Source organism: Polynucleobacter bastaniensis, from assembly GCF_018882205.1.
Classification (GTDB): Bacteria; Pseudomonadota; Gammaproteobacteria; order Burkholderiales; family Burkholderiaceae; genus Polynucleobacter; species Polynucleobacter bastaniensis.
On record NZ_JACVOU010000002.1, the window covers coordinates 476,093 to 494,545 of the forward strand.

Genomic DNA, 18,453 nt, shown 5'->3' on the forward strand with positions numbered 1-18,453 from the left:
AATAAATCGGTATAAAAAAACCGCGGCGAACCGCGGCTTATTTATCTTGGAAAGAGATTATTTCTTAGTATCAGTTGCTGGAACTGCTGGAGCTTCAGCGGGTGCAGCTGGAGCTGCAGGAGCATTTTTCTTAGCCTCTTCCATGTGAGCAGCTTCAGCACCATGCTTCTCGCCACCCATATCAATGTCGCCGTCGCCTTTGATGAGTAAGTAGGCTGTAGCAGAGATTAATACCAGTACCATGATGATGATTGAACGGTTGCTCATTGCATTTCCTTCGAGTTGGTTAATATCCTCCAATATTAACGCCTGAAGCGCAGACGGTATATCCGAATAAGCCCTAGATGTGAAATTAATGCAATATTCTAGGTAGTAATACTAATTCTGACCTTGTATCCTAGGGCTTGCCTGTCTACCGAACTGAAGATAAGTCATTTTTAAAGGTTGAAATAAAGGTGCCGATATGAGTCCAAGACTCCCTGTAAATAACTCCCAAACCATTACTGATTTTTTAAAGCTTCAGAAAAGCCAGTTAGCAGAAAGTGATTCTGATGATTCCTATAGATTTGCATTTGATGATCAGGCTTTTTTGGCGCGTCGTGAAACTCTAGGTTTACGCTTTCAGTTGGAGTTACTCAAGCCAGAGATCTTGTTGCATGAGCACGGCATTGAACACACCATCACCGTATTTGGTTCAACCCGTTTTGTAAGCTGTCAAACGGCCCAGGAATTAGAGAAGGGCGCCAAAACACCAGAGGCTCAAGCAGAGGCTGAACGGGCTTTACTGCATTGTAAGTACTATGACTCAGCTAGAGAGTTTGGGGCAATCGTTGCGGGTTATAACGCCACTCAATCTGAAGCTCGCAATAAGTTACATATTGCTACTGGTGGAGGCTCCGGAATTATGGAGGCTGCTAATCGTGGCGCATTTGAGTCGGGGGATAAAGCCATTGGTTTTAATATCAGCCTGCCAAGAGAGCAGCACCCTAATTCTTATCTCACACCTGGCTTGAGTTTCCGCTTTCATTACTTCGCTATTCGAAAAATGCATTTCATGCTCAGGGCTAGAGCAATTGTGGCCTACCCAGGCGGTTTTGGCTCCTTTGATGAGTTGTTTGAAGTGCTTACCTTAATGCAAACAAAAAAGGTCGACCGTTTTCCAATCGTTCTAGTAGGAAAATCATTCTGGCAAGAGGTGATCAACTTCAAGCATATGCTGGACCATGGAGTAATAGATCAGGCAGATATGGAGCTAATCCATTTCGTTGAGACTGCTGATGAGGCCTGGGCGGTCATTCGCGACTGGTATCAATTAGCCTAAGTTGACCCATAAGAACTGTAATATAGTCGGCTAAGATCATGTCTATTACTAATACTGTCACCCTCACTTCCGAATTAGATTTACCGGCCTACTTGTTTGGCATCGCCATGCTCCTCATGGTGATGCTGGTGCATGGGTTTGCTTTGCTACAAATTGCCAAGCGCTATGAAGTGAAGTCATTTTTATATTTATCAGAGCACAAGTACTCCTCAGTAGCTTTCGTGTTTTATGTCAGCGTGCTGTGTTTATTTCTGACTCACATCTTTGAAATCATTCTCTGGGGTATCTCACTGCGAGTATTTAATCTTTTACCGAATTTAGGTGAGAGCATCTTGTTCAGTGGCAGCACCTATACAGCAATGGGTTTCATGGATGACCTCCTGCCAAGTGGCTGGAAGATGCTGGCAATCATCATTGCCTTTTCGGGAATGTTTGCCTTTGCTTGGACCGCATCGGTCATGATCTCCATGACCAAGAATTTCCGTCAGGCTTATACCCGTCTGCATATGCAAAAACTAAAGATGGCACCTGAAGTCATTGAGCGTTTTAAGTAAGGCATGAGCAAAATATGAGTAAGGCATGGGATGCCATTATTATCGGCGGTGGAGCTGCTGGACTCTTTTGTGCTAGTGTTGCTGGCCAGTTGGGCAAGAGGGTCTTGGTACTCGACCATGCTGATATCTTGTGCGAGAAAATTCGGATTAGCGGTGGGGGAAGATGTAACTTCACTAACTTGCATAGTAGTCCAGCAAATTTTCTATCCCTAAACCCCCACTTTGTAAAAAGTGCCTTAGCGCGCTATCCCGCAAAAGAATTTATCAAGTTAGTGCAGTCTTACCGCATTGCCTATCATGAGAAACATCAGGGTCAGTTATTTTGCGATGATTCAGCAAAGCAAATTATCGAGATGTTGCTTGCTGAATGCGCTAAAGGCCATGTCGATATCCGTCATCCAGTTGCAGTGCAATCGATTTCAAATGTAGCAGGGGAATGGACTATTAAAACCAATGCGGGTCATGAGAGAGCTAGATCATTAGTCATGGCAACTGGTGGTTTACCAGTCCCGGCAATTGGTGCAACAGCATATTCCTTGGATATCGCGAAGCAATACGGACTGAATGTTATTGATCCACGTCCTGCACTGGTACCACTCTCATTTACATCTGGTGAATTTGATAATCTGATTGAATTGTCCGGCCTCAGCTTGCCGGTGCGTATTGCGGCAGGCTCCAAGGGAAAGCGTTATGGCGCGTGTCGCTTTAATGAGGATCTGCTCTTAACCCATAAAGGCCTCTCCGGACCTGCAGTGTTGCAGGCCAGTAGTTACTGGGCCGAAGGTGAGGAAATTCATGTTGATTGGTTAGGTGCAGTAGAGGCTCATGGTCAATTTACTTGCGATGAATTATTTAATCACGAAGATAACCGCCTCAAGCTGACGGAAAATATCTTGGCTTCAGTAATGCCATTGCGCCTAGCAAAAGCATTTGCTGAGCAGAAAAACCTTCTTGGTAAAAAATGGGCTGAGGTTTCAAAAAAGGATCGTCAGTCACTTAAAGAACTCATTACCAATTGGTCAGTAAAGCCAGCTGGAACTCTGGGTTGGAAAAAAGCTGAAGTGATGTTGGGGGGTTTAGATACCAAAGAGCTTGACGGCCAAACGATGATGGCCCGAAATCATCCGGGTTTATATTTCATTGGCGAGTGTGTTGATGTCACGGGTCATCTTGGCGGTCATAATTTTCAGTGGGCCTGGGCCAGTGGTTACGTTTGCGCACAATCGATCTAAAGAGATTTTGAAGCATCAATAGACTACTTAGTTTGGCTGATTTCTCATCCAGTCAGCTGTATTAAAAAAAGACTCCTCTAGCTGGGCGCCAACCTGACTATTAATTCCACAGTCTTCCATTGCGCGATACATGCAAGCTAGCCATTGATTACGTTCTTTGAGACCAATCTTGAAGGGTAAGTGACGTGCGCGCAGCATGGGGTGGCCATGCTTTGGAGAGTAGACATCTGGACCGCCCATCCAGCCTGATAAAAATAGCTTGAGCTTATCTCTAGAGTTCGATAGATCCTGTGAATGTAGATCTCGCAAGTCTGTAAAGGCCTCTTCTAGGGCCATCAAATCGTAGAATCGATCCACTAATTCTTCAAGCTTTGCAGCGCCGCCAATCATTTCGTACAGGTTTTTTCTTTCGCTCATACCCCTAATTTTAATGCTAAGAGAGCAGGGAATTGGCAAGAATGTGATTTGGGTATAGAGTAGAAGTGTACTTTTTAATTGATCAGAATGTTTACTTAACTCAAGGAGAAATGCAATGGACCATAAGGATATTCAAGCATGGCAACAGGAAAAGGCGAAGGAGCTATTCGCCTATTCCCATAAGTTATTAGATGCCGCCAAAGATCTGAGCGAGCATCATCTTGAAGAAATTCAGTGGGGCATGAAAAATGCCATGGAGAGCGCTAAGTCTGCCGCCAAAAATGATCTTGCTAAGCTCAAAGAGCTTCAGGAGTTAGCTACCAAGGAAGCTGCAAAACGCGCCACTGTTTATCAAAAGAAAGTGAAATCTGTTCTCAAGGACATTGGTGACAATGCGGCTGATGAAACCGAAAAGCATTTAGAGAAAGTTCGCAGCTCTTTAGTGACTTGGCTTGAGGATGCTGAAAGTAAATTGCCAGGACATGCTGACAAGTTATCTAAGGTAGTTCATGATATGTCAACTGCTGGGCAGAAGATGTTTAAAGAGGGGCGAAAAATTGTGAACCAAGTAGCCGACACAGCAGAAAAGAATATCGAAGAGCATCTCAGAAAATCTTCAGATACAAGTAAGAAGAAGTAGTTATTTTTTAACTAAGTTCTAAGGGGCCGCCAATTGATTGGCGGCTTTTTTATACCCAGCCCTGCAACCAGGTATTGGTATCCTTAAGCTCACGCCAAGGAATGATTTGAGAATGTTGATCAAAAACAGCTTCTAGCACTACAAACTCAATGGCCACCTCTGGTAACTCAGGCAGGATGACTTTGCTGACTAAAAAGTGTTTTCGCTTATGACTTGGTTTTACCGCTGTCCATTTGCTCAGCAGTAGTTTTTTGGGGCTAATTAGATTGAGTTCTTTAGAGCTCATTACACTGAAATTCATTTGTGTTGCTGATGAGTTTGCCTGAGCTGGTCGTAAAGATATTGCTGGAGTCCTGTATTTGGGTAGGGCATTTCAGATCAAAATAACTCAGTGGACCAAGACTTCCACAGTAGTCGTACTGACGATTCTGAAACTGCATCTGTGCTTTTTTGAGAATCATCGGAGATTTACTCCCAGTGCTATCAGTGCACGACCAGGTAGTGTATGTTTCTCGCCCACATGCTGAGAGCCCTAAAGCCAGTATCAAGAGGGGGATTGTTTTGTTCATCACTATGATCAAAGTACCCAAAAGTGATGGGTGCCATCCTTGCCAAGCTGCTCTACCAAACCAAATTCCCAATCTAGGTAGGCCTGCATCGCGGCAGGATCAACGCTTGTTCCCTCGTATGGTCGTTTGTAGCGATCCATTGGGGGTGATGCTAAATGCGTAGCGCCTTTTTCAATATCAAGACCAGCTTTGATCCATGCTGCATTACCTCCAGTCAACACGAATACTTCCGCCTGATTGAGAGATTGAGTGAGCGCTTGAATTTCTTGTGCAGCAAATATAGCTAAGTCACCTGTAGTGCTGGTGAGTACGTAGCGATTTGCTACGGGAAGATTCTTCAGAGCGCTAGCAAACTGAGAACGTAGTGCAAACCAACTACCAGGAATATGGCCTTTGACATAATTTGCATGAGTGCTCAGATCGATGCAAATCGTCTTGGCATCATCTTTTAACCATGATGCAGCCGTTTTCGCATCCACCATTTGAATATGAGGTGTTTGCGGCTGAGGTGCAATCCAGGCTCCTTTCTGCGTCAGATCCGATGCTTTGATGTCATCAATCACATAGACATCCCAAGCCATCTGGGCAAGCCATGAAGCTGGCATATTTGCTCTTACGCTAGCAGGATCAGATAAAACGATACGTGCACCACGAACAGGCGCTACCATTTCTGTTTCTTGAACCAATTGTCCGCCTGGTATTGACCGAAACCCAGGTAGGTGACCAGCTTCATATTCTTCAGGCGTTCTTGGATCAAAGAAATACGTAGTGCGCTCAGCCTGAGACTTCCATTGCTCGATATCGGCCAGCTTAACCCGCCTTACTCCAGCTTGATCAGCTACGCTACGTGCACGCTCTGCAGCTGTGGTAGCAGTACTTTCACTTACCTCTTTGAATTTACGACTTTGCCCTTTATCTAGCTCCTGACCAGCTAAGGTCCAGCCAATCGTGCCATTGCGTAATGCATTGACTTCATTTGGGATGCCAGCATTAATGAGCGATTGAGTGCCAATGATGCTACGTGTTCTACCTGCGCAATTGACGATGATCTTCGTCTTAGGATTGGGTGCTAATTCTGGAAGGCGCAAAACCAATTCGGCACCAGGGACGCTAATGCCAGTTGGAATGCTCATAGTTTGATATTCATCAAAGCGACGTACATCTACAACGACTACATCCTCCTTGTCGTCAATTAATTTCTTTACTTCTTGCGCTGACAGGGAAGGTGTGTGACGCTTTGATTCCACAAACTCACCAAAAGATTTACTCGGAACATTTACATCTTTAAAGACCTCTCCACCAGCAGCCTTCCATGCTGTAACACCGCCTGCAAATACTGAAACATCGACATAGCCAAGTTTAGAGAGTCTTTTTGCTGCTAATTGCGCAAGCCCCTCGCCATCATCAAGCGTAACAATCGGCACATCTTTTCTGGGGAGCTTACTGAATGCATCAACCTCAATCCGTGACAGTGGGAGATTGGCAGCAAACAAAGGATGTTCTTGTGCATGAGGATCTTCTTCGCGAACATCTAATAGGGCAATTTCTTCTTTTTTAAGGAGCTTATTGCGGACAAATGCATAGTCTTGATTTTTGATAGACATCATTCTTTTCTGGATTAATTGTGGTGGCTAATTTAGGCGTAAATCTAAGGAAATATTCAATTTTCACGCAAGATATCCGACTAAAAATGCCTCGAAAGCATGGACTCGCCTTTTTTTAGAGGATAGGTCATAAACGGGGGATTTTTTGTTTTTTTAGGCGCATCTCCATTGTTTTTAATAGTTTTTCTCATTTTGAGGGATTTAGTCCATATAAGAGTTATCCCTAGGGCTGGACCTGTAATTCCCTGCTTTTTATGGGGATATACTATTTCCGAGCTCAATACTCAAACTTTAATTAAAGATCTAGGAGACATGATGTCACAACACGATACATTGTTGGCTGCTTTTGAAACTTACAAAGCAGAGAACGAAAAGTTTATTGAAAAGGGTGTCAAGGCATCTGCTGCTCGTGCTCGTAAAGCCTTGCAAGAAATTGCCGGTGCATGCAAAGAGCGTCGCAAAGAAATTACTGCTACCAAAGAAGCTATGGAAGCTAAGAAGTAACTCTTCTTAACTTAAATTGAATTCAGCCTGGCCCCCACAAGGAGCCGGGCTTTATTTTTATAGGCTGACAGAAAATAAAGTGAGCTTCATGGCTTTGCTGCGAATTGCTAGTAAGTTTTGATACTCAGGGCTATTGGCCCATGATTCTGAGTGCTCTAGATCTGGGAACTCCAGCTCTACAACAGCGCTAAAGGAATCGCACTTCAATTCATTCCATAAAAATGTATTTAAGGAGCCACGAGAGATGATCTTGCCCTGATAGAGGCTGACTGTATCTCCTACTTGCGATCGGTACTCCTCAAAAGCCTCAAGATCATTTAGCTGAATCAGACCAATTACCCTAATAGTCATTTCATTCTCCAAAAATTGATCAAGCTCGTTTATTAGCAAGCTATAGTGAGATATTAAAACTTTACTGTTTCATACGAGGCGCTTATGAAAGTCGCATTTTTAGGTTTAGGCAATATGGGTCTTCCTATGGCCCTCAATTTAGTTAAAGCAGGTCACCAGGTTCATGGATTTGATCTCGTTCAGGCGCAACTAGATGCGTTTAAGGCTGGCGGTGGATTCCCTGTGCTGAGTGCATCCGACGCCGTTGCTGATGCAGATGCCATTATTAGTATGCTCCCAGCCTCACGGCATGTTGAGGCTTTGTACTTGGGTAATTCTGGCTTGCTTGCTGTAGCCAATCCCAAGTCTTTACTCATCGACTGCTCCACGATTTCTCCTAAGGTAGCGCAAGCTGTGGCCGCCCAAGCAAAAGCTAAAGGCTTTGCCATGATTGATGCACCAGTGTCCGGTGGAACTGCAGGGGCCCAAGCAGCAACCTTAACCTTCATGGTGGGCGGGGAGAGTATTGATGTTGACCGAGCTCGACCATTGCTAGAGAAGATGGGTAAGAATATCTTTCATGCAGGTCCAAGTGGCAGTGGCCAAACCGTGAAGGTCTGCAACAACATGCTCTTAGGCATTCAGATGCTCGGCACGAGTGAGGCATTACGCCTAGGTATAGCTAACGGCATGGACCCGAAGGTGCTCTCCGACATTATATCCAAGAGCTCTGGCCGTAACTGGGCCTTAGAGCTCTACAACCCTTGTCCTGGGGTAATGGAGAACGTGCCATCCTCAAAAGGCTATGCGGGTGGCTTTGGTGTAGATCTGATGTTGAAAGATCTCGGCTTAGCTACTGAGAATGCAAGTGACTTAGATGCGAGCGTTCCACTTGGAGAGTTGGCCCGCAAACTCTACGAAGCCCACAGCAAAGCTGGCAATGGGCAGCTCGATTTTTCTAGTGTATTTAATCTCAAGCTAGTTTGAAATTGGGCTATTCAATGCAGCCCATCTCAAACTCTGCATTTATCGATTAAAGCTGCGTTTGGGCGGGCTACTACGTTTAGCTCCAGGTCTGGCTCCGCCATTTTCACTACCAATACCACCGCCAGCATTGCCTGGTCTAGGTTTTCTGGATTGCTGGTGTTGCTGGCTTCGTAATTGGATTGGTTGTGCCACGGCATTCGGATCTGGCTCAAATCCAGCGATCACTTCCCGCGGTAGCTTTTGCTTAATGAGTTTTTCAATATCTCGAAGCATCTCATGTTCGTCAACGCAGACTAAAGAAACCGCAACTCCGTTTGAGCCAGCTCTACCAGTTCTACCAATGCGGTGAACATAATCCTCGGAGACATTTGGTAGGTCGTAGTTCACAACGTGAGGTAGTTGATCAATATCGATACCGCGTGCAGCAATATCAGTAGCTACTAGAACAGTGATTTTCCCATCCTTAAATTCTGCCAAAGCTTTGGTACGTGCACTTTGACTCTTATTGCCATGAATCGCCATGGCGGTGATGCCATCTTTCTCAAGCTGAGTCACTAATTTATTGGCACCATGCTTGGTACGAGTAAACACGAGAACTTGTTGCCACTGATTTATTTTAATCAGATGCGCTAACAAAGGACGTTTTTGGTTTCTATCGACCGGGTGGATGAGTTGGGCAATAGCGTCATTGGTGCTGTTCCTCCGCGCTACTTCAATTAATGCTGGTGAATTCAGCAAGCCATCCGCTAAGGCTTTAATCTCAGTAGAGAAGGTCGCTGAAAACAGTAAGTTCTGACGTTGCTTTGGCAATGCTGCCAAGATCTTTTTAATATCTCGCAAGAAGCCCATATCTAACATGCGATCTGCTTCATCCAAAACCAGAATTTCAATATTGGCAAGTGATACACAGTTCTGCGACATCAGGTCAAGCAAGCGACCCGGTGTTGCTACTAAGATATCAAGTCCTGCAGCAATAGCTTTAATTTGCGGGTTAGCGCCGACGCCACCAAATATAACGGTGGATTTAAGGCCAGTATATTTGCCGTAGGTCACGACGGACTCTTGAACCTGTGCAGCTAGTTCGCGGGTGGGGGTCAAAATCAATACACGTAATTGACGTTTGCCGCCAGCCTGAGAAGTGCTGCTTAAGCGCTGCAGAATTGGTAGGGTAAAGCCGGCAGTTTTACCGGTGCCAGTTTGAGCGGCGGCAAGTAAATCGCCACCCTTCAATACAGCAGGGATTGATTTTTCTTGAATGGGGGTAGGGCTGGTATAGCCTTCCTCGCTAATTGCGCGAAGAATAGGTTCTGATAAACCAAGATCTTTAAATAACATAGGGGCCAAATAAATATTGACCCGTATTCAATTAAACGACTATCCCGGCCAATGGGGTGAGCTGCCACACTTGCAGTGTTTGCAGAAAGAGTCGCTATTTTAAGCTATCAGGCCGCATTCCAAAGATTTGGCGTTACCGAATTGGCATACCCCGAGATAAATAATTTTTCTGAACCTATAAGCGGATCAAATACAGCTCGTTCGATACGGCCAATGTTTCCACCATAAACATGGATGCTAATGGAGGTTTGGTCGCTCAGGGCATTCTCAACTATGTGGATGTCATGTGTATTGGGAGATACAGTGGCTACTTGGCCTGGATCGCAAATAAAGGACCCATCAGCTTGATAGCTAGCATTAGACTGACGGTAATAGTTAGTACTGCGTTCTTGCCCGCGCAACTGACCAATCATTCCCCAAACGGTATGGTTATGCAGCGGTGTCTTTTGACCCGGACCCCACACAAAGCTCACTACTGAAAAGCGATCCAATGGATCTGCATACAGCAAGTATTGCTGGTAATACTGTGGATGGGGTTTGCAAAATTCCTCTGATAGCCAGTCATCAGACTGGATTAAGTTTTCTAAGAGTTGCTTACCCTTGGAAAAAATGATCTCTTCACTAGGATTGGTCTCCAGTAGCGTCGCGAGACCTTTCACAAAACTCAGTAATTTTCCTTCTTGCATACATGCTCCTAAATTGAGGTCTTATTGATCGGCTGCAAATAGCCAATCGGGAAGTCCCTTAGGTTTAAGGGTGGTAGTATCCACACAAACAATATGCAGAACAGCGCTGGCAATCAGCTCCGGCTCGCTACCTGTAACAATCCGCTTAGCAGTTTGCTTCACTGCAATTTGAGTGCGACCACGATGTTCAATGATTTGATCAATACTGAACAGATCATCTAAGCGTCCCGGCCTATGAAAGTTCATAGTGATCTCACGAACGGGAAGAAGAATACCAAACTCATTGACTAATTTTGTTGGACTTAAGCCTCTTTGCTGAAGCCATTCTGAGCGACTGCGCTCAAAGATCTCTAAATAACGGGCGTGATACACAAAGCCTGCTGCATCCGTATCGGAGTAGCAAACACGAAAAAGGAAAGGCGGGTGATTAGTCTGAGTCATGGTAATTTCAATACTGTTGGATACGTAGAATCATATCGCGATGTGGGATGCCGGCTTCCTCATAAACATCACCTTGAGCAATAAACCCAAATTGCTCATAAAACGGGATCACGGATACCTGTGCATGTAACTCGACTTGTTTGATTTCTTGGGATTGGGATGCTTTAAGTAAACCCTTCAGCAGTTTTTTACCAATACCTTGCCCTCGATGCTTTGGCAATACCGCCATGCGTCCAATTCTTCCAATGCTTCCAACACTCCCAGATAGAGTAACCAGACGAGCTGTACCGATGCATTCTGGGCCTGCATAGGCAAGTGCATGCTGAGCATTGAGGTCGAATTCATCGAGCTCCATCTCTTCTGGAACGCCTTGCTCCTCAACAAAGACGCACTTTCGAATGGGGTAAGCATCTAGCTTGGCATCCTGCCAGGTTTTAAGCAGGATTACGATAGGGGTCTGCGAATGAGTCATAAAGGCTTCTAATGTAGCAAATTGGACCCATTTAAAGTGTAAATATGATCTCTAAGACTTAAAAGTAACTCACTTCATGGTTAGAATGAATCGGAGGTGTCAGAGACTGGCACTCCTTAAAAAACCTTTATTTAGGAGTTATCTTGAAGAAATCTTTACTAGCTACATTAGTTGCCTCACTCGGTTTAGTTGTTGCAGGTTCAGTGTTTGCTCAAGCACCAGCAAAAATGTTGCCTTTGGCAGCCGAAGCAGTTGTACTGACTGCTACTGTTGATTCAGTGGACGTAAAGAAGCGCATCGTAGTACTGAAGGACGCTAACGGTAACTTGGCTCAAATGAACGTATCTAAGCAAGTCAATGATTTGGATAAGGTAAAGAAGGGCGATCTGTTTGTGGTTGAGCACGCTCAAGCGATTGCAGTTGGTTTGGTTGCTGCTCCTAAGGATGCAAAACCAGGTGTTTCAGGTGTTCGCTCTGTTGTGATCGCTGGTAAAGGTTCAGCTAAGCCATTTGAAGAGACAACAGATACCGTTTATGCCACCGTGAAAATTACTACGATCGATGCAAAGACTCGCGTTGTGACATTCACATTACCATCAGGCGAGAAGCAAAAAGTGAAAGTAGATCAAAGCGTTTTAGGTCTTGAGAAATTTAAGGCTGGTGATGACGTATTGGTTGAGTTCGTTGACGACACAGCAATTGGCTTCGTAACACCAAAGAAATAAGTATCTGATCATTCATTCAGCACGACTCAGTGCTGATGCGGTAAAGAAAAAGGCCCGCATTAAACTGCGGGCCTTTTGCATGCAGGGAAAGATTAAGCGTCTTTAGCAATCATCACATCAGAAGCTTTAATGACTGCCCAAGCCTGATCGCCAACCTTAAGATTGAGTTCATCGACTGCCTCATTAGTAATAGATGCAGTAACAATGTGGCCAGCGCCGATATCTAATTTAACGTGAGAGGTGGTTTGACCCATTTTGAGTTCAACTACTTTTCCGCTAAGCGTATTGCGTGCGCTGAGTTTGACTTTAAGTTCCATGATTTCTCCTATTGGACGTATTGTTTGGCGTAGACGGCATCATTGTAGAGGGTTTCTTTGTACAGAGCTTTGCCATAATTGCGAATAATAGTCTGGCCTTCATCAGATGCTACAAACTGAATGAACTTGGCGGCAATATCGCGATTTTCAGTTGCACCCACGGGTGCTACTAAAGCATCATAGGTATTAACTAAGTAAGGGTCGCCTCGATACAGAATTTGTAACTCAGGAGCGACATTTTTCTCTGCTACCCAAGTGCTGCTATCTGTCATGAAATAGGCTTTATCTGCATTTGCCTTTTTGAGTGATGCCGTCATAAAGTCATTGGTTACGATATACCAATTACCTTCTGGCGCAACCCCAGCTTTTTTCCAAATATCCATTTCTTTTTGGTGTGTACCGGATTTATCACCCCGAGAAATAAAGTTAGCCTGTGTTTTCGCGATCTTTGTATAGGCATCTGCGCCACTGCTTGCAGATTGGATCTTGGCCTTATCGGCTTTAGGGCCGACTATATAAAACTCATTAGAACCAATCAGCGTTCTGCCAGTTGCCCATCCTTCAGTAATTGCCTTGTTAACCCCATCTGGCGCATGCACCATGATCATGTCAACCTGCTTTGTTTTCAGTAAATTGAGAGAGGCGCCGCTTCCCGCCTTAATCCACACCAGGCGCGCACCTTCTTTCTTATCAAAGGCCTCACCAAGTTCTTGCAGTAGACCCAACTCACCGGGACTGCCAGTGGCCAATTTAAAGCTCTTGGCACCTTGACCATAAGTAGCTTCTACTTTTGGCGGATTGGATTGCGCTGTCGATGTTTGCATTCCAAGTCCCAGTAGCAAAGCGGTGAGTAGGGTGCTAATTAATAGATGGGGATATTTCATATGCATTATTTCTTGGCATTCGGGAAGAAGAGTTGCTCACCACCAATTTGATAGCTGGCAATCACGTCTTGACCATTTTTGGAAGTAATCCAGTCAATGAATTCTTGGCCTTCTGCTTTTTTCACATGCGGGAATTTGGCTGGGTTGACTAACATCACGCCGTATTGATTAAATAGCTTTGGGTCGCCTTGGACTAGGATCGTTAAATCGCCACGGTTCTTGAATGAAAGCCAGGTAGCACGATCGGCCAAGATATAGCCATTCATTGCTGAAGCGGTATTTAATGCTGGACCCATACCGGAGCCAGTTTCTTTGTACCAAGCACTTGGAGCCACCGCAACGGCAGCATCTTTCCAGTAGCGCAATTCAGCTGCATGTGTACCGCTCTTGTCACCACGGGATACGAATGGTGCCTGTGCTGTAGCGATCTTTTGAAATGCGACTTTGATGTCTTTACCACCAGCAATTTTGGCTGGATCTGCTTTAGGTCCAATTAAGACAAAGTCGTTGTACATGACTTCAGTACGTTTTGTGCCAAAACCCTCAGCAATAAACTTTTCTTCAGCAGGTTTGTCATGAACAAACACGACATCTGCATCGCCACGACGTCCAATGTCTAGGGCTTGACCTGTTCCAACAGCAACTACTTTGACATCAATCCCGCTCTTCATTTTGAAGATTGGCAAGATGAATCCAAAAAGACCAGATTGCTCTGTGGAGGTGGTTGAAGAAAGGACAATACTTTTTTCTTGTGCATTCGATGTGCTGCTTATAAGCATTAGTGCAGTAATAGCGCTTGCCAGTAATTGCTTAAATGGGTGTGTCATTTGAATAGAGCTCCATAAGGTAGGTTCGGTTAAGATTTGTTATATTACAAAACATCAATATGCAAAAAATTACATATGAGAATTCAGATCCGACCAACCCTAGTTTTTGGTAATAAGAATGCTAAAGATCCAGCTGTAGTCGATTTGGTGTGGTTGACCGCCTTATTAAAGGATATTGATCACGGCAAAACGCTGATGTCTGCCTGCAAAAAGATGGGGCTTTCTTATAGAAATGTTTGGCAAAAACTCAATGATGTGGAGCTAGCCTTGGGATTTAAGTTGATGAATCGCGTGAGGGGGCATGGCTCCCAATTATCAGAATACGCAAGGTACTTAATTCAATTTACCGAAGACTTTGATCAAAAGACCATACGATTAGGGCAATCCAGTCTTTCGCACCTAGAAGAGGGCTTTGCGCAATTTAGAGTGAAGGCAAAAAAACAATGGCGCTTTGCTAGTAGTAGTGATCCGATCATTCAAAAAGCAGTTTTAAATATTGGCGGCTTTGAACTCATTACCGCTGGATCGGGTGAGGCTTTGGAGCGTCTACAAAATTATGAAGTCGATATTGCTGGTTACCATGTTTCGGATCCAAAAAGTTCCTTGATTATTTCCAAGCGACTACAAAAAGAAGGGATGCAAATATTTCCCGTGATGAAGCGCGTACAGGGTCTGTTGGTGGCCAAGGGAAATCCACTCAATATTATTTCTCCTAAAGATTTACTAAGACCCAAAATTCGCTTTATTAACCGCCAGAAAGGGTCTGGTACGCGCTTGCTCCTAGATACCATTTTGGCTAAAGAGGGTATTGATGCTCATGGCATCAGGGGCTACGAAAATGAAGAGTTCACGCACTCCGCAATTGCTACAGCTATCTTGGCTAAAAAAGCGGATGTAGGTATGGGTGTTAAAAGCATCGCATTAGAGAATGGCCTTGATTTCATTCAGTTGAAAGACGAAATCTTCTTTCTTGCGATGAATAAGGAGCTTAGCCTGAATCCCGATTTCGCAAAACTCATTCGGAAAATTCGGGTTCTATCCAGCGCCAGTCCAGGCTATAAGTCGATTGGACTAAAGCGACAGATTGCCGGTTGGCTTTAAGTAGCGCGAGCAAAATGAGTGCGACGTCTGAAAATGAGATAAATTATGAGTCACACCCACCTATCTCAGAGAAGCTACCCATGAAATCGCTCCTTCACCCCTTTGTTCTTGCCGCTTGTTTTTTCTCCCCATTAGCCGCCCTTGCTGAACCTGGTGAGAATACTTATAAGCAAGTCTGCGCAGGCTGCCATGGCGCTGGCGTTCTCAAGGCTCCCAAGTTTGGTGATAAAGCTCAATGGGCTCCATTGATTGCGGAAGGTCAGGTCACCCTCACTGCACACGGTTATGTTGGCGTGAGAGGAATGCCAGCCAAAGGCGGTAACCCCAATCTCACGGTAGAAGGATTCTCAGAGGCAGTGGCTTATATGGTCAATAAGGCGGGTGGTAACTGGAAGACTCCTGACGCAAAAACCCTAGCGGCCATCAATAAAGAAATTGAAGCGCGTAAAGCGAGCCTGAATAAGAAGCCGTAAGCGCGTGAATTTATTGCCACATCAGATTGAGATTATTGGTTACTGCGCTGCATTTTTAACCACAATTGCCTTTTTGCCACAGGCTATTCAATCTTGGCGCACCCGTGATCTCTCAGGGATCTCGGTGGGGATGTATAGCTTATTTACTGCTGGGGTAGGTTTGTGGCTGATCTACGGTCTCATTATTGAGAAGTGGCCTTTGATTCTGGCTAACGCCTTGACCTTTGCCTTAGCTCTGAGCATTCTCGTGCTCAAGCTCCGTAGTAAGGAGCAGTAAGGGGCAGCAATGACATTGATTCAAGTAATATCATCACTTATTCAGATCAGAATGATTAAAAAATTAGACATTCATCACAAAGGCAATTCATGAGCACCACATACGTTATCGATCCACCCATCGTTCCATCACTACCTGTAGTAGGCGATACCCGCCGTTTTGCTGTGAATCGCATCTATTGCGTTGGGCGTAACTATGCAGATCATGCTCGTGAGATGGGTCATGACCCCGATCGTGAGCCGCCATTCTTTTTTATGAAGCCAGCTAACTCGATCGTTGCTGATGGTAAAGATATGCAATATCCAAACCTGTCAAATGACGTGCATCATGAGATTGAGATGGTTGTCGCGATTGGTAAGGGCGGCGCCAATATTCCTGCGGATAAAGCGCTAGAGTATGTTTATGGTTACGGTGTTGGGTTGGATATGACTCGTCGTGACTTGCAAGGCGAAGCTAAAAAAATGGGCCGCCCATGGGATACCGGTAAAGCATTTGATCAATCCGCCCCATGTGCAGCGCTAACTCCCGCCACTCAGTTTGGTCATCCGACTAAAGGCACAGTCAAACTCTTGGTCAATGGTGAAGTGCGCCAAGAGGGCGACTTAAACCAGCTGATCTGGAATGTTCCTGACACCATTGCATACCTCTCTACTTTATTTACGCTTGAGCCAGGTGATTTGATTATGTCTGGAACACCTGCTGGTGTGGGCCCTGTAAAAAAAGGTGATGTACTTGAAGGATTAGTTGAAGGTCTCAGCCCTCTGAAAATCAAGATCGTTTAAATATTTCAAGTAGTTCAAACAGGCAAAGGGGTGGAGATGAAAATAAAGGCACTAGGAATCGCTTTGGTGATGTGCGTTGGCGGAGTCTTCCTCTCGGCCTGTACAACGGTTGATCAGCCTAAAGCGGAGTCTCCACCACCCAGTCGCTATGCCAACGCAAGTCCTTTAGATTTACGCCTCAGCGCTTGGCCTTATCCCTTTCCCACTAAAGAATTTAAAACTTCCCTTCAGGGTCAGCCTGCCACCATGGTTTATATGGATGTGCCTGCAGTTGGTCAGCAGAAGGGTGTAGTAGTCTTGTTTCACGGGAAGAACTTTTCAAGCGATTATTGGTTGCCTACGATCAAAGGATTGACTGCGGCAGGCTATCGAGTGATTGCCCCTGATCAGATTGGCTTTGGTAAATCTTCCAAACCAGATGTCGCATATCACTTTGATGATCTTGCTCAGAACACCCAAGCTCTGTTGAAATCGCTCAGTATTAGTAAGACTTCAGTAATTGCCAACTCGATGGGTGGCATGGTGGGTATTCGGTATGCGCGCCTTTATCCCAAAACTGTCCAGAAACTGATCTTAGAAAATCCATTGGGTCTTGAGGACTACAGCAAGGATATTCCACCACAAACGAATGACAATCTACTCAAGCTAGAAATGGCGCAAACAGAAACCAGTTATCGCCGTTTCTTGCAGACTTATTTTCCAGTATGGCAGCCGAGCTTTGAGCAATTTGTAGAGGTGTATGTCAGGATTCAAAAAGGGCCTGACTACCCGGCCTATGCAAAGACCTCGGTGTTAACTTATCAGATGATTGCTGAAAAGCCAGTAGTGGGTGACTTGCCTCAATTGAAGATGCCGGTACTGTTAGTCATAGGCCAGAAAGACAGAACCGTATTTGGTCGTCGCTTTGCTCCGCCTGAAGCGGTTAAGTCTTTGGGTAATTTTCCTGAGTTGGGTCGTAAAGCAGCGCAGGCGATTCCGAATGCCAAGTTAGTCCCTTTGGATAATGTCGGACATATTCCCCATATTGAAGTGCCGGATATTTTTGTTCAGACGGTAGTGGATTTCTTAAACTCGAAATCCTAATGTAGGCGGTCATCGATCGCTGACCTATCTTTGCTTACCTTTTTGTGTAATGGGAGGTCGATGCAAGGTGGGTTGGATTTTATAAACTCATTCTATACAAAAGACCCTTTGAGTCACTTGTTATTGGGTCTGGATCGACCTGCGATAGAATTCATTCATGTATATGTTTCTACCTTTCCTGACAGCCTTTATCGGTCTTGTCCTTGTGTGGTTTGAGAAACGTCTGGCAGGTTTAGTTGTACTTGCTATTACCGTTGGCATTTTGTTGTTCTGGTTCCGCATTCATGCCAACAGTCATCTCAATCTGAATTTCTAATGAAGATGAGTAAGCAATTTTCTTTTTCTCTAGCAGGTCTTGGTAATCAGCTGGCTTTAGCGGCGATTATTGGCATGCTGTCTTATGCCTTTGTCGACCAACTGTATTTCGGTGAATTGCCTTGCCCACTGTGCCTTATGCAACGCATGGGTTTTGTGATTATCGGTTTTGCATTGGTGCTCAATATTCGTTGTGGAGCGCATTCTGCTCACTACGGCTGGGGCATCATTGGCGGCTTGGTTGGCATGATGGTGTCATTACGCCAAGTGCTCTTGCATGTTTTGCCAGGAGACAAAGGATTTGGCGCCACCTTTTTGGAACTGCACTTCTACACTTGGGCTTTTGTGGCTTACCTTGGCCTCATCGCAGGACTCGCAATTCTATTGATGCTACCTAACCGAGACGTGCGCTCGCGTTCACTGCTTGCCAATACATTAATCATGCTATTTATTGTTTTAGTGTTTGCTAACCTAGCTTCCACTCTGTTGGAATGCGGCATTGGCCCTTGTGCTGACGATCCCGTTAAATACGAGGGATGGATTTGGTTGCGTACACGTTTTGGTTTTTAAGTCGGCT

Annotated in this window: 27 protein-coding genes; 14 read left to right on the forward strand and 13 right to left on the reverse strand. The window is 45.0% G+C overall.

Annotated features, from left to right (window positions below; genetic code table 11):
* Window positions 1–57: 57 nt before the first annotated feature.
* A complete protein-coding gene (locus tag ICN22_RS05520) occupies window positions 58–267 on the reverse strand; it encodes a hypothetical protein (protein WP_216169250.1) in 210 nt (69 codons plus the stop codon).
* A 196-nt stretch (window positions 268–463) separates the two neighbouring features.
* Here ICN22_RS05520 and ICN22_RS05525 point away from each other — a divergent pair, with 196 nt between their 5' ends.
* Genes ICN22_RS05525 through ICN22_RS05535 form a run of 3 tightly spaced genes read left to right on the forward strand, consistent with a single transcriptional unit; the run spans window position 464 to window position 3,107 of the window.
* Window positions 464–1,321: an LOG family protein gene (locus ICN22_RS05525; RefSeq protein WP_216169251.1), complete on the forward strand. Its 858-nt coding sequence runs from the start codon at window positions 464–466 to the stop codon at window positions 1,319–1,321.
* A gap of 38 nt (window positions 1,322–1,359) precedes the next feature.
* On the forward strand, window positions 1,360–1,875 hold the full coding sequence (locus ICN22_RS05530; protein WP_216169252.1) for a hypothetical protein: 516 nt from the start codon (window positions 1,360–1,362) through the stop codon (window positions 1,873–1,875).
* A gap of 14 nt (window positions 1,876–1,889) precedes the next feature.
* The gene (locus ICN22_RS05535) at window positions 1,890–3,107 is read left to right on the forward strand and encodes a BaiN/RdsA family NAD(P)/FAD-dependent oxidoreductase (protein ID WP_216169253.1); all 1,218 of its coding nucleotides are present in this window, start codon (window positions 1,890–1,892) and stop codon (window positions 3,105–3,107) included.
* Window positions 3,108–3,134: 27 nt separating this feature from the next.
* Here the strand turns inward: ICN22_RS05535 and ICN22_RS05540 are convergent, their stop codons facing one another.
* Window positions 3,135–3,524 carry a group II truncated hemoglobin gene (locus ICN22_RS05540; RefSeq protein ID WP_216169254.1) on the reverse strand — a complete coding sequence of 130 codons (390 nt, stop codon included), beginning with the start codon at window positions 3,522–3,524 and terminating at the stop codon, window positions 3,135–3,137.
* Window positions 3,525–3,639: 115 nt separating this feature from the next.
* On the opposite strand from ICN22_RS05540, the gene ICN22_RS05545 reads away from it, so the two are divergent.
* The gene (locus ICN22_RS05545) at window positions 3,640–4,164 is read left to right on the forward strand and encodes a hypothetical protein (protein WP_216169255.1); all 525 of its coding nucleotides are present in this window, start codon (window positions 3,640–3,642) and stop codon (window positions 4,162–4,164) included.
* A gap of 49 nt (window positions 4,165–4,213) precedes the next feature.
* On the opposite strand, the gene ICN22_RS05550 is transcribed toward ICN22_RS05545, so the two are convergent.
* From ICN22_RS05550 to ICN22_RS05560, 3 genes are all read right to left on the reverse strand, one after another.
* Window positions 4,214–4,450 carry a TIGR02450 family Trp-rich protein gene (locus ICN22_RS05550; protein ID WP_216169256.1) on the reverse strand — a complete coding sequence of 79 codons (237 nt, stop codon included), beginning with the start codon at window positions 4,448–4,450 and terminating at the stop codon, window positions 4,214–4,216.
* Window positions 4,440–4,625, reverse strand: a complete 186-nt coding sequence (locus ICN22_RS05555; RefSeq protein WP_216169257.1) for a hypothetical protein — start codon at window positions 4,623–4,625, stop codon at window positions 4,440–4,442. Before ICN22_RS05555 ends, ICN22_RS05550 begins: the two co-directional genes overlap by 11 nt.
* Before the next feature lie 116 nt (window positions 4,626–4,741).
* Window positions 4,742–6,337, reverse strand: coding sequence for a rhodanese homology domain-containing protein (locus ICN22_RS05560; RefSeq protein ID WP_216169363.1), 1,596 nt, complete (start codon window positions 6,335–6,337; stop codon window positions 4,742–4,744).
* A 312-nt stretch (window positions 6,338–6,649) separates the two neighbouring features.
* Here ICN22_RS05560 and ICN22_RS05565 point away from each other — a divergent pair, with 312 nt between their 5' ends.
* On the forward strand, window positions 6,650–6,841 hold the full coding sequence (locus tag ICN22_RS05565; RefSeq protein ID WP_237150472.1) for an Hc1-related histone H1-like protein: 192 nt from the start codon (window positions 6,650–6,652) through the stop codon (window positions 6,839–6,841).
* A gap of 57 nt (window positions 6,842–6,898) precedes the next feature.
* Here ICN22_RS05565 and ICN22_RS05570 read toward each other — a convergent pair whose 3' ends face one another.
* A complete protein-coding gene (locus ICN22_RS05570; RefSeq protein WP_216169258.1) occupies window positions 6,899–7,192 on the reverse strand; it encodes a DUF1330 domain-containing protein in 294 nt (97 codons plus the stop codon).
* 84 nt (window positions 7,193–7,276) lie between these two features.
* Here ICN22_RS05570 and mmsB point away from each other — a divergent pair, with 84 nt between their 5' ends.
* On the forward strand, window positions 7,277–8,158 hold the full coding sequence (gene mmsB, locus ICN22_RS05575; RefSeq protein WP_216169259.1) for a 3-hydroxyisobutyrate dehydrogenase: 882 nt from the start codon (window positions 7,277–7,279) through the stop codon (window positions 8,156–8,158).
* Window positions 8,159–8,197: 39 nt separating this feature from the next.
* Here mmsB and ICN22_RS05580 read toward each other — a convergent pair whose 3' ends face one another.
* From ICN22_RS05580 to ICN22_RS05595, 4 genes are all read right to left on the reverse strand, one after another.
* Window positions 8,198–9,493 (reverse strand): DEAD/DEAH box helicase, encoded by a 1,296-nt coding sequence (locus tag ICN22_RS05580; RefSeq protein ID WP_216169260.1) that lies wholly within the window; start codon window positions 9,491–9,493, stop codon window positions 8,198–8,200.
* A gap of 107 nt (window positions 9,494–9,600) precedes the next feature.
* Window positions 9,601–10,179 carry a cysteine dioxygenase family protein gene (locus ICN22_RS05585; protein WP_216169261.1) on the reverse strand — a complete coding sequence of 193 codons (579 nt, stop codon included), beginning with the start codon at window positions 10,177–10,179 and terminating at the stop codon, window positions 9,601–9,603.
* 21 nt (window positions 10,180–10,200) lie between these two features.
* Window positions 10,201–10,620: a YbgC/FadM family acyl-CoA thioesterase gene (locus tag ICN22_RS05590; protein ID WP_216169262.1), complete on the reverse strand. Its 420-nt coding sequence runs from the start codon at window positions 10,618–10,620 to the stop codon at window positions 10,201–10,203.
* 7 nt (window positions 10,621–10,627) lie between these two features.
* Window positions 10,628–11,092 carry a GNAT family N-acetyltransferase gene (locus ICN22_RS05595; RefSeq protein WP_216169263.1) on the reverse strand — a complete coding sequence of 155 codons (465 nt, stop codon included), beginning with the start codon at window positions 11,090–11,092 and terminating at the stop codon, window positions 10,628–10,630.
* A gap of 143 nt (window positions 11,093–11,235) precedes the next feature.
* Here ICN22_RS05595 and ICN22_RS05600 point away from each other — a divergent pair, with 143 nt between their 5' ends.
* Window positions 11,236–11,817, forward strand: a complete 582-nt coding sequence (locus ICN22_RS05600; protein ID WP_255533854.1) for a hypothetical protein — start codon at window positions 11,236–11,238, stop codon at window positions 11,815–11,817.
* Between the two features lie 92 nt (window positions 11,818–11,909).
* On the opposite strand, the gene ICN22_RS05605 is transcribed toward ICN22_RS05600, so the two are convergent.
* Genes ICN22_RS05605 through ICN22_RS05615 form a run of 3 tightly spaced genes read right to left on the reverse strand, consistent with a single transcriptional unit; the run spans window position 11,910 to window position 13,845 of the window.
* The gene (locus ICN22_RS05605) at window positions 11,910–12,134 is read right to left on the reverse strand and encodes a TOBE domain-containing protein (RefSeq protein WP_046330336.1); all 225 of its coding nucleotides are present in this window, start codon (window positions 12,132–12,134) and stop codon (window positions 11,910–11,912) included.
* A gap of 8 nt (window positions 12,135–12,142) precedes the next feature.
* Entirely contained in the window at window positions 12,143–13,018 is an 876-nt protein-coding gene (locus ICN22_RS05610) for an ABC transporter substrate-binding protein (protein WP_216169264.1), read from the reverse strand.
* Window positions 13,019–13,023: 5 nt separating this feature from the next.
* Window positions 13,024–13,845 (reverse strand): ABC transporter substrate-binding protein, encoded by an 822-nt coding sequence (locus ICN22_RS05615; protein WP_216169265.1) that lies wholly within the window; start codon window positions 13,843–13,845, stop codon window positions 13,024–13,026.
* A gap of 75 nt (window positions 13,846–13,920) precedes the next feature.
* Here ICN22_RS05615 and ICN22_RS05620 point away from each other — a divergent pair, with 75 nt between their 5' ends.
* From ICN22_RS05620 to ICN22_RS05650, 7 genes are all read left to right on the forward strand, one after another.
* The gene (locus tag ICN22_RS05620) at window positions 13,921–14,946 is read left to right on the forward strand and encodes a substrate-binding domain-containing protein (protein WP_216169266.1); all 1,026 of its coding nucleotides are present in this window, start codon (window positions 13,921–13,923) and stop codon (window positions 14,944–14,946) included.
* 80 nt (window positions 14,947–15,026) lie between these two features.
* Complete coding sequence (locus ICN22_RS05625; RefSeq protein WP_216169267.1) at window positions 15,027–15,419, forward strand: c-type cytochrome; 393 nt, start codon at window positions 15,027–15,029, stop codon at window positions 15,417–15,419.
* Window positions 15,420–15,423: 4 nt separating this feature from the next.
* A complete protein-coding gene (locus ICN22_RS05630; RefSeq protein WP_216169268.1) occupies window positions 15,424–15,696 on the forward strand; it encodes a SemiSWEET transporter in 273 nt (90 codons plus the stop codon).
* An 89-nt stretch (window positions 15,697–15,785) separates the two neighbouring features.
* The gene (locus ICN22_RS05635; RefSeq protein WP_216169269.1) at window positions 15,786–16,478 is read left to right on the forward strand and encodes a fumarylacetoacetate hydrolase family protein; all 693 of its coding nucleotides are present in this window, start codon (window positions 15,786–15,788) and stop codon (window positions 16,476–16,478) included.
* Window positions 16,479–16,514: 36 nt separating this feature from the next.
* Window positions 16,515–17,561 carry an alpha/beta fold hydrolase gene (locus ICN22_RS05640; RefSeq protein ID WP_255533855.1) on the forward strand — a complete coding sequence of 349 codons (1,047 nt, stop codon included), beginning with the start codon at window positions 16,515–16,517 and terminating at the stop codon, window positions 17,559–17,561.
* 157 nt (window positions 17,562–17,718) lie between these two features.
* A complete protein-coding gene (locus ICN22_RS05645) occupies window positions 17,719–17,877 on the forward strand; it encodes a DUF5993 family protein (protein WP_216169270.1) in 159 nt (52 codons plus the stop codon).
* A gap of 5 nt (window positions 17,878–17,882) precedes the next feature.
* Window positions 17,883–18,446 (forward strand): disulfide bond formation protein B, encoded by a 564-nt coding sequence (locus ICN22_RS05650; protein WP_216169271.1) that lies wholly within the window; start codon window positions 17,883–17,885, stop codon window positions 18,444–18,446.
* The last annotated feature ends 7 nt before the right edge of the window (window positions 18,447–18,453 follow it).

Excerpts from the sequence above, each read along its gene's own strand:
- ICN22_RS05520 (WP_216169250.1), bottom strand. The coding sequence starts at position 267 with ATGAGCAACCGTTCAATCATCATCATGGTACTGGTATTAATCTCTGCT.
- ICN22_RS05525 (WP_216169251.1), top strand. The coding sequence starts at position 464 with ATGAGTCCAAGACTCCCTGTAAATAACTCCCAAACCATTACTGATTTT.
- ICN22_RS05530 (WP_216169252.1), top strand. The coding sequence starts at position 1,360 with ATGTCTATTACTAATACTGTCACCCTCACTTCCGAATTAGATTTACCG.
- ICN22_RS05535 (WP_216169253.1), top strand. The coding sequence starts at position 1,890 with ATGAGTAAGGCATGGGATGCCATTATTATCGGCGGTGGAGCTGCTGGA.
- ICN22_RS05540 (WP_216169254.1), bottom strand. The coding sequence starts at position 3,524 with ATGAGCGAAAGAAAAAACCTGTACGAAATGATTGGCGGCGCTGCAAAG.
- ICN22_RS05545 (WP_216169255.1), top strand. The coding sequence starts at position 3,640 with ATGGACCATAAGGATATTCAAGCATGGCAACAGGAAAAGGCGAAGGAG.
- ICN22_RS05550 (WP_216169256.1), bottom strand. The coding sequence starts at position 4,450 with ATGAGCTCTAAAGAACTCAATCTAATTAGCCCCAAAAAACTACTGCTG.
- ICN22_RS05555 (WP_216169257.1), bottom strand. The coding sequence starts at position 4,625 with ATGATTCTCAAAAAAGCACAGATGCAGTTTCAGAATCGTCAGTACGAC.
- ICN22_RS05560 (WP_216169363.1), bottom strand. The coding sequence starts at position 6,337 with ATGTCTATCAAAAATCAAGACTATGCATTTGTCCGCAATAAGCTCCTT.
- ICN22_RS05565 (WP_237150472.1), top strand. The coding sequence starts at position 6,650 with ATGATGTCACAACACGATACATTGTTGGCTGCTTTTGAAACTTACAAA.
- ICN22_RS05570 (WP_216169258.1), bottom strand. The coding sequence starts at position 7,192 with ATGACTATTAGGGTAATTGGTCTGATTCAGCTAAATGATCTTGAGGCT.
- mmsB (WP_216169259.1), top strand. The coding sequence starts at position 7,277 with ATGAAAGTCGCATTTTTAGGTTTAGGCAATATGGGTCTTCCTATGGCC.
- ICN22_RS05580 (WP_216169260.1), bottom strand. The coding sequence starts at position 9,493 with ATGTTATTTAAAGATCTTGGTTTATCAGAACCTATTCTTCGCGCAATT.
- ICN22_RS05585 (WP_216169261.1), bottom strand. The coding sequence starts at position 10,179 with ATGCAAGAAGGAAAATTACTGAGTTTTGTGAAAGGTCTCGCGACGCTA.
- ICN22_RS05590 (WP_216169262.1), bottom strand. The coding sequence starts at position 10,620 with ATGACTCAGACTAATCACCCGCCTTTCCTTTTTCGTGTTTGCTACTCC.
- ICN22_RS05595 (WP_216169263.1), bottom strand. The coding sequence starts at position 11,092 with ATGACTCATTCGCAGACCCCTATCGTAATCCTGCTTAAAACCTGGCAG.
- ICN22_RS05605 (WP_046330336.1), bottom strand. The coding sequence starts at position 12,134 with ATGGAACTTAAAGTCAAACTCAGCGCACGCAATACGCTTAGCGGAAAA.
- ICN22_RS05610 (WP_216169264.1), bottom strand. The coding sequence starts at position 13,018 with ATGAAATATCCCCATCTATTAATTAGCACCCTACTCACCGCTTTGCTA.
- ICN22_RS05615 (WP_216169265.1), bottom strand. The coding sequence starts at position 13,845 with ATGACACACCCATTTAAGCAATTACTGGCAAGCGCTATTACTGCACTA.
- ICN22_RS05620 (WP_216169266.1), top strand. The coding sequence starts at position 13,921 with ATGAGAATTCAGATCCGACCAACCCTAGTTTTTGGTAATAAGAATGCT.
- ICN22_RS05625 (WP_216169267.1), top strand. The coding sequence starts at position 15,027 with ATGAAATCGCTCCTTCACCCCTTTGTTCTTGCCGCTTGTTTTTTCTCC.
- ICN22_RS05635 (WP_216169269.1), top strand. The coding sequence starts at position 15,786 with ATGAGCACCACATACGTTATCGATCCACCCATCGTTCCATCACTACCT.
- ICN22_RS05640 (WP_255533855.1), top strand. The coding sequence starts at position 16,515 with ATGAAAATAAAGGCACTAGGAATCGCTTTGGTGATGTGCGTTGGCGGA.
- ICN22_RS05645 (WP_216169270.1), top strand. The coding sequence starts at position 17,719 with ATGTATATGTTTCTACCTTTCCTGACAGCCTTTATCGGTCTTGTCCTT.
- ICN22_RS05650 (WP_216169271.1), top strand. The coding sequence starts at position 17,883 with ATGAGTAAGCAATTTTCTTTTTCTCTAGCAGGTCTTGGTAATCAGCTG.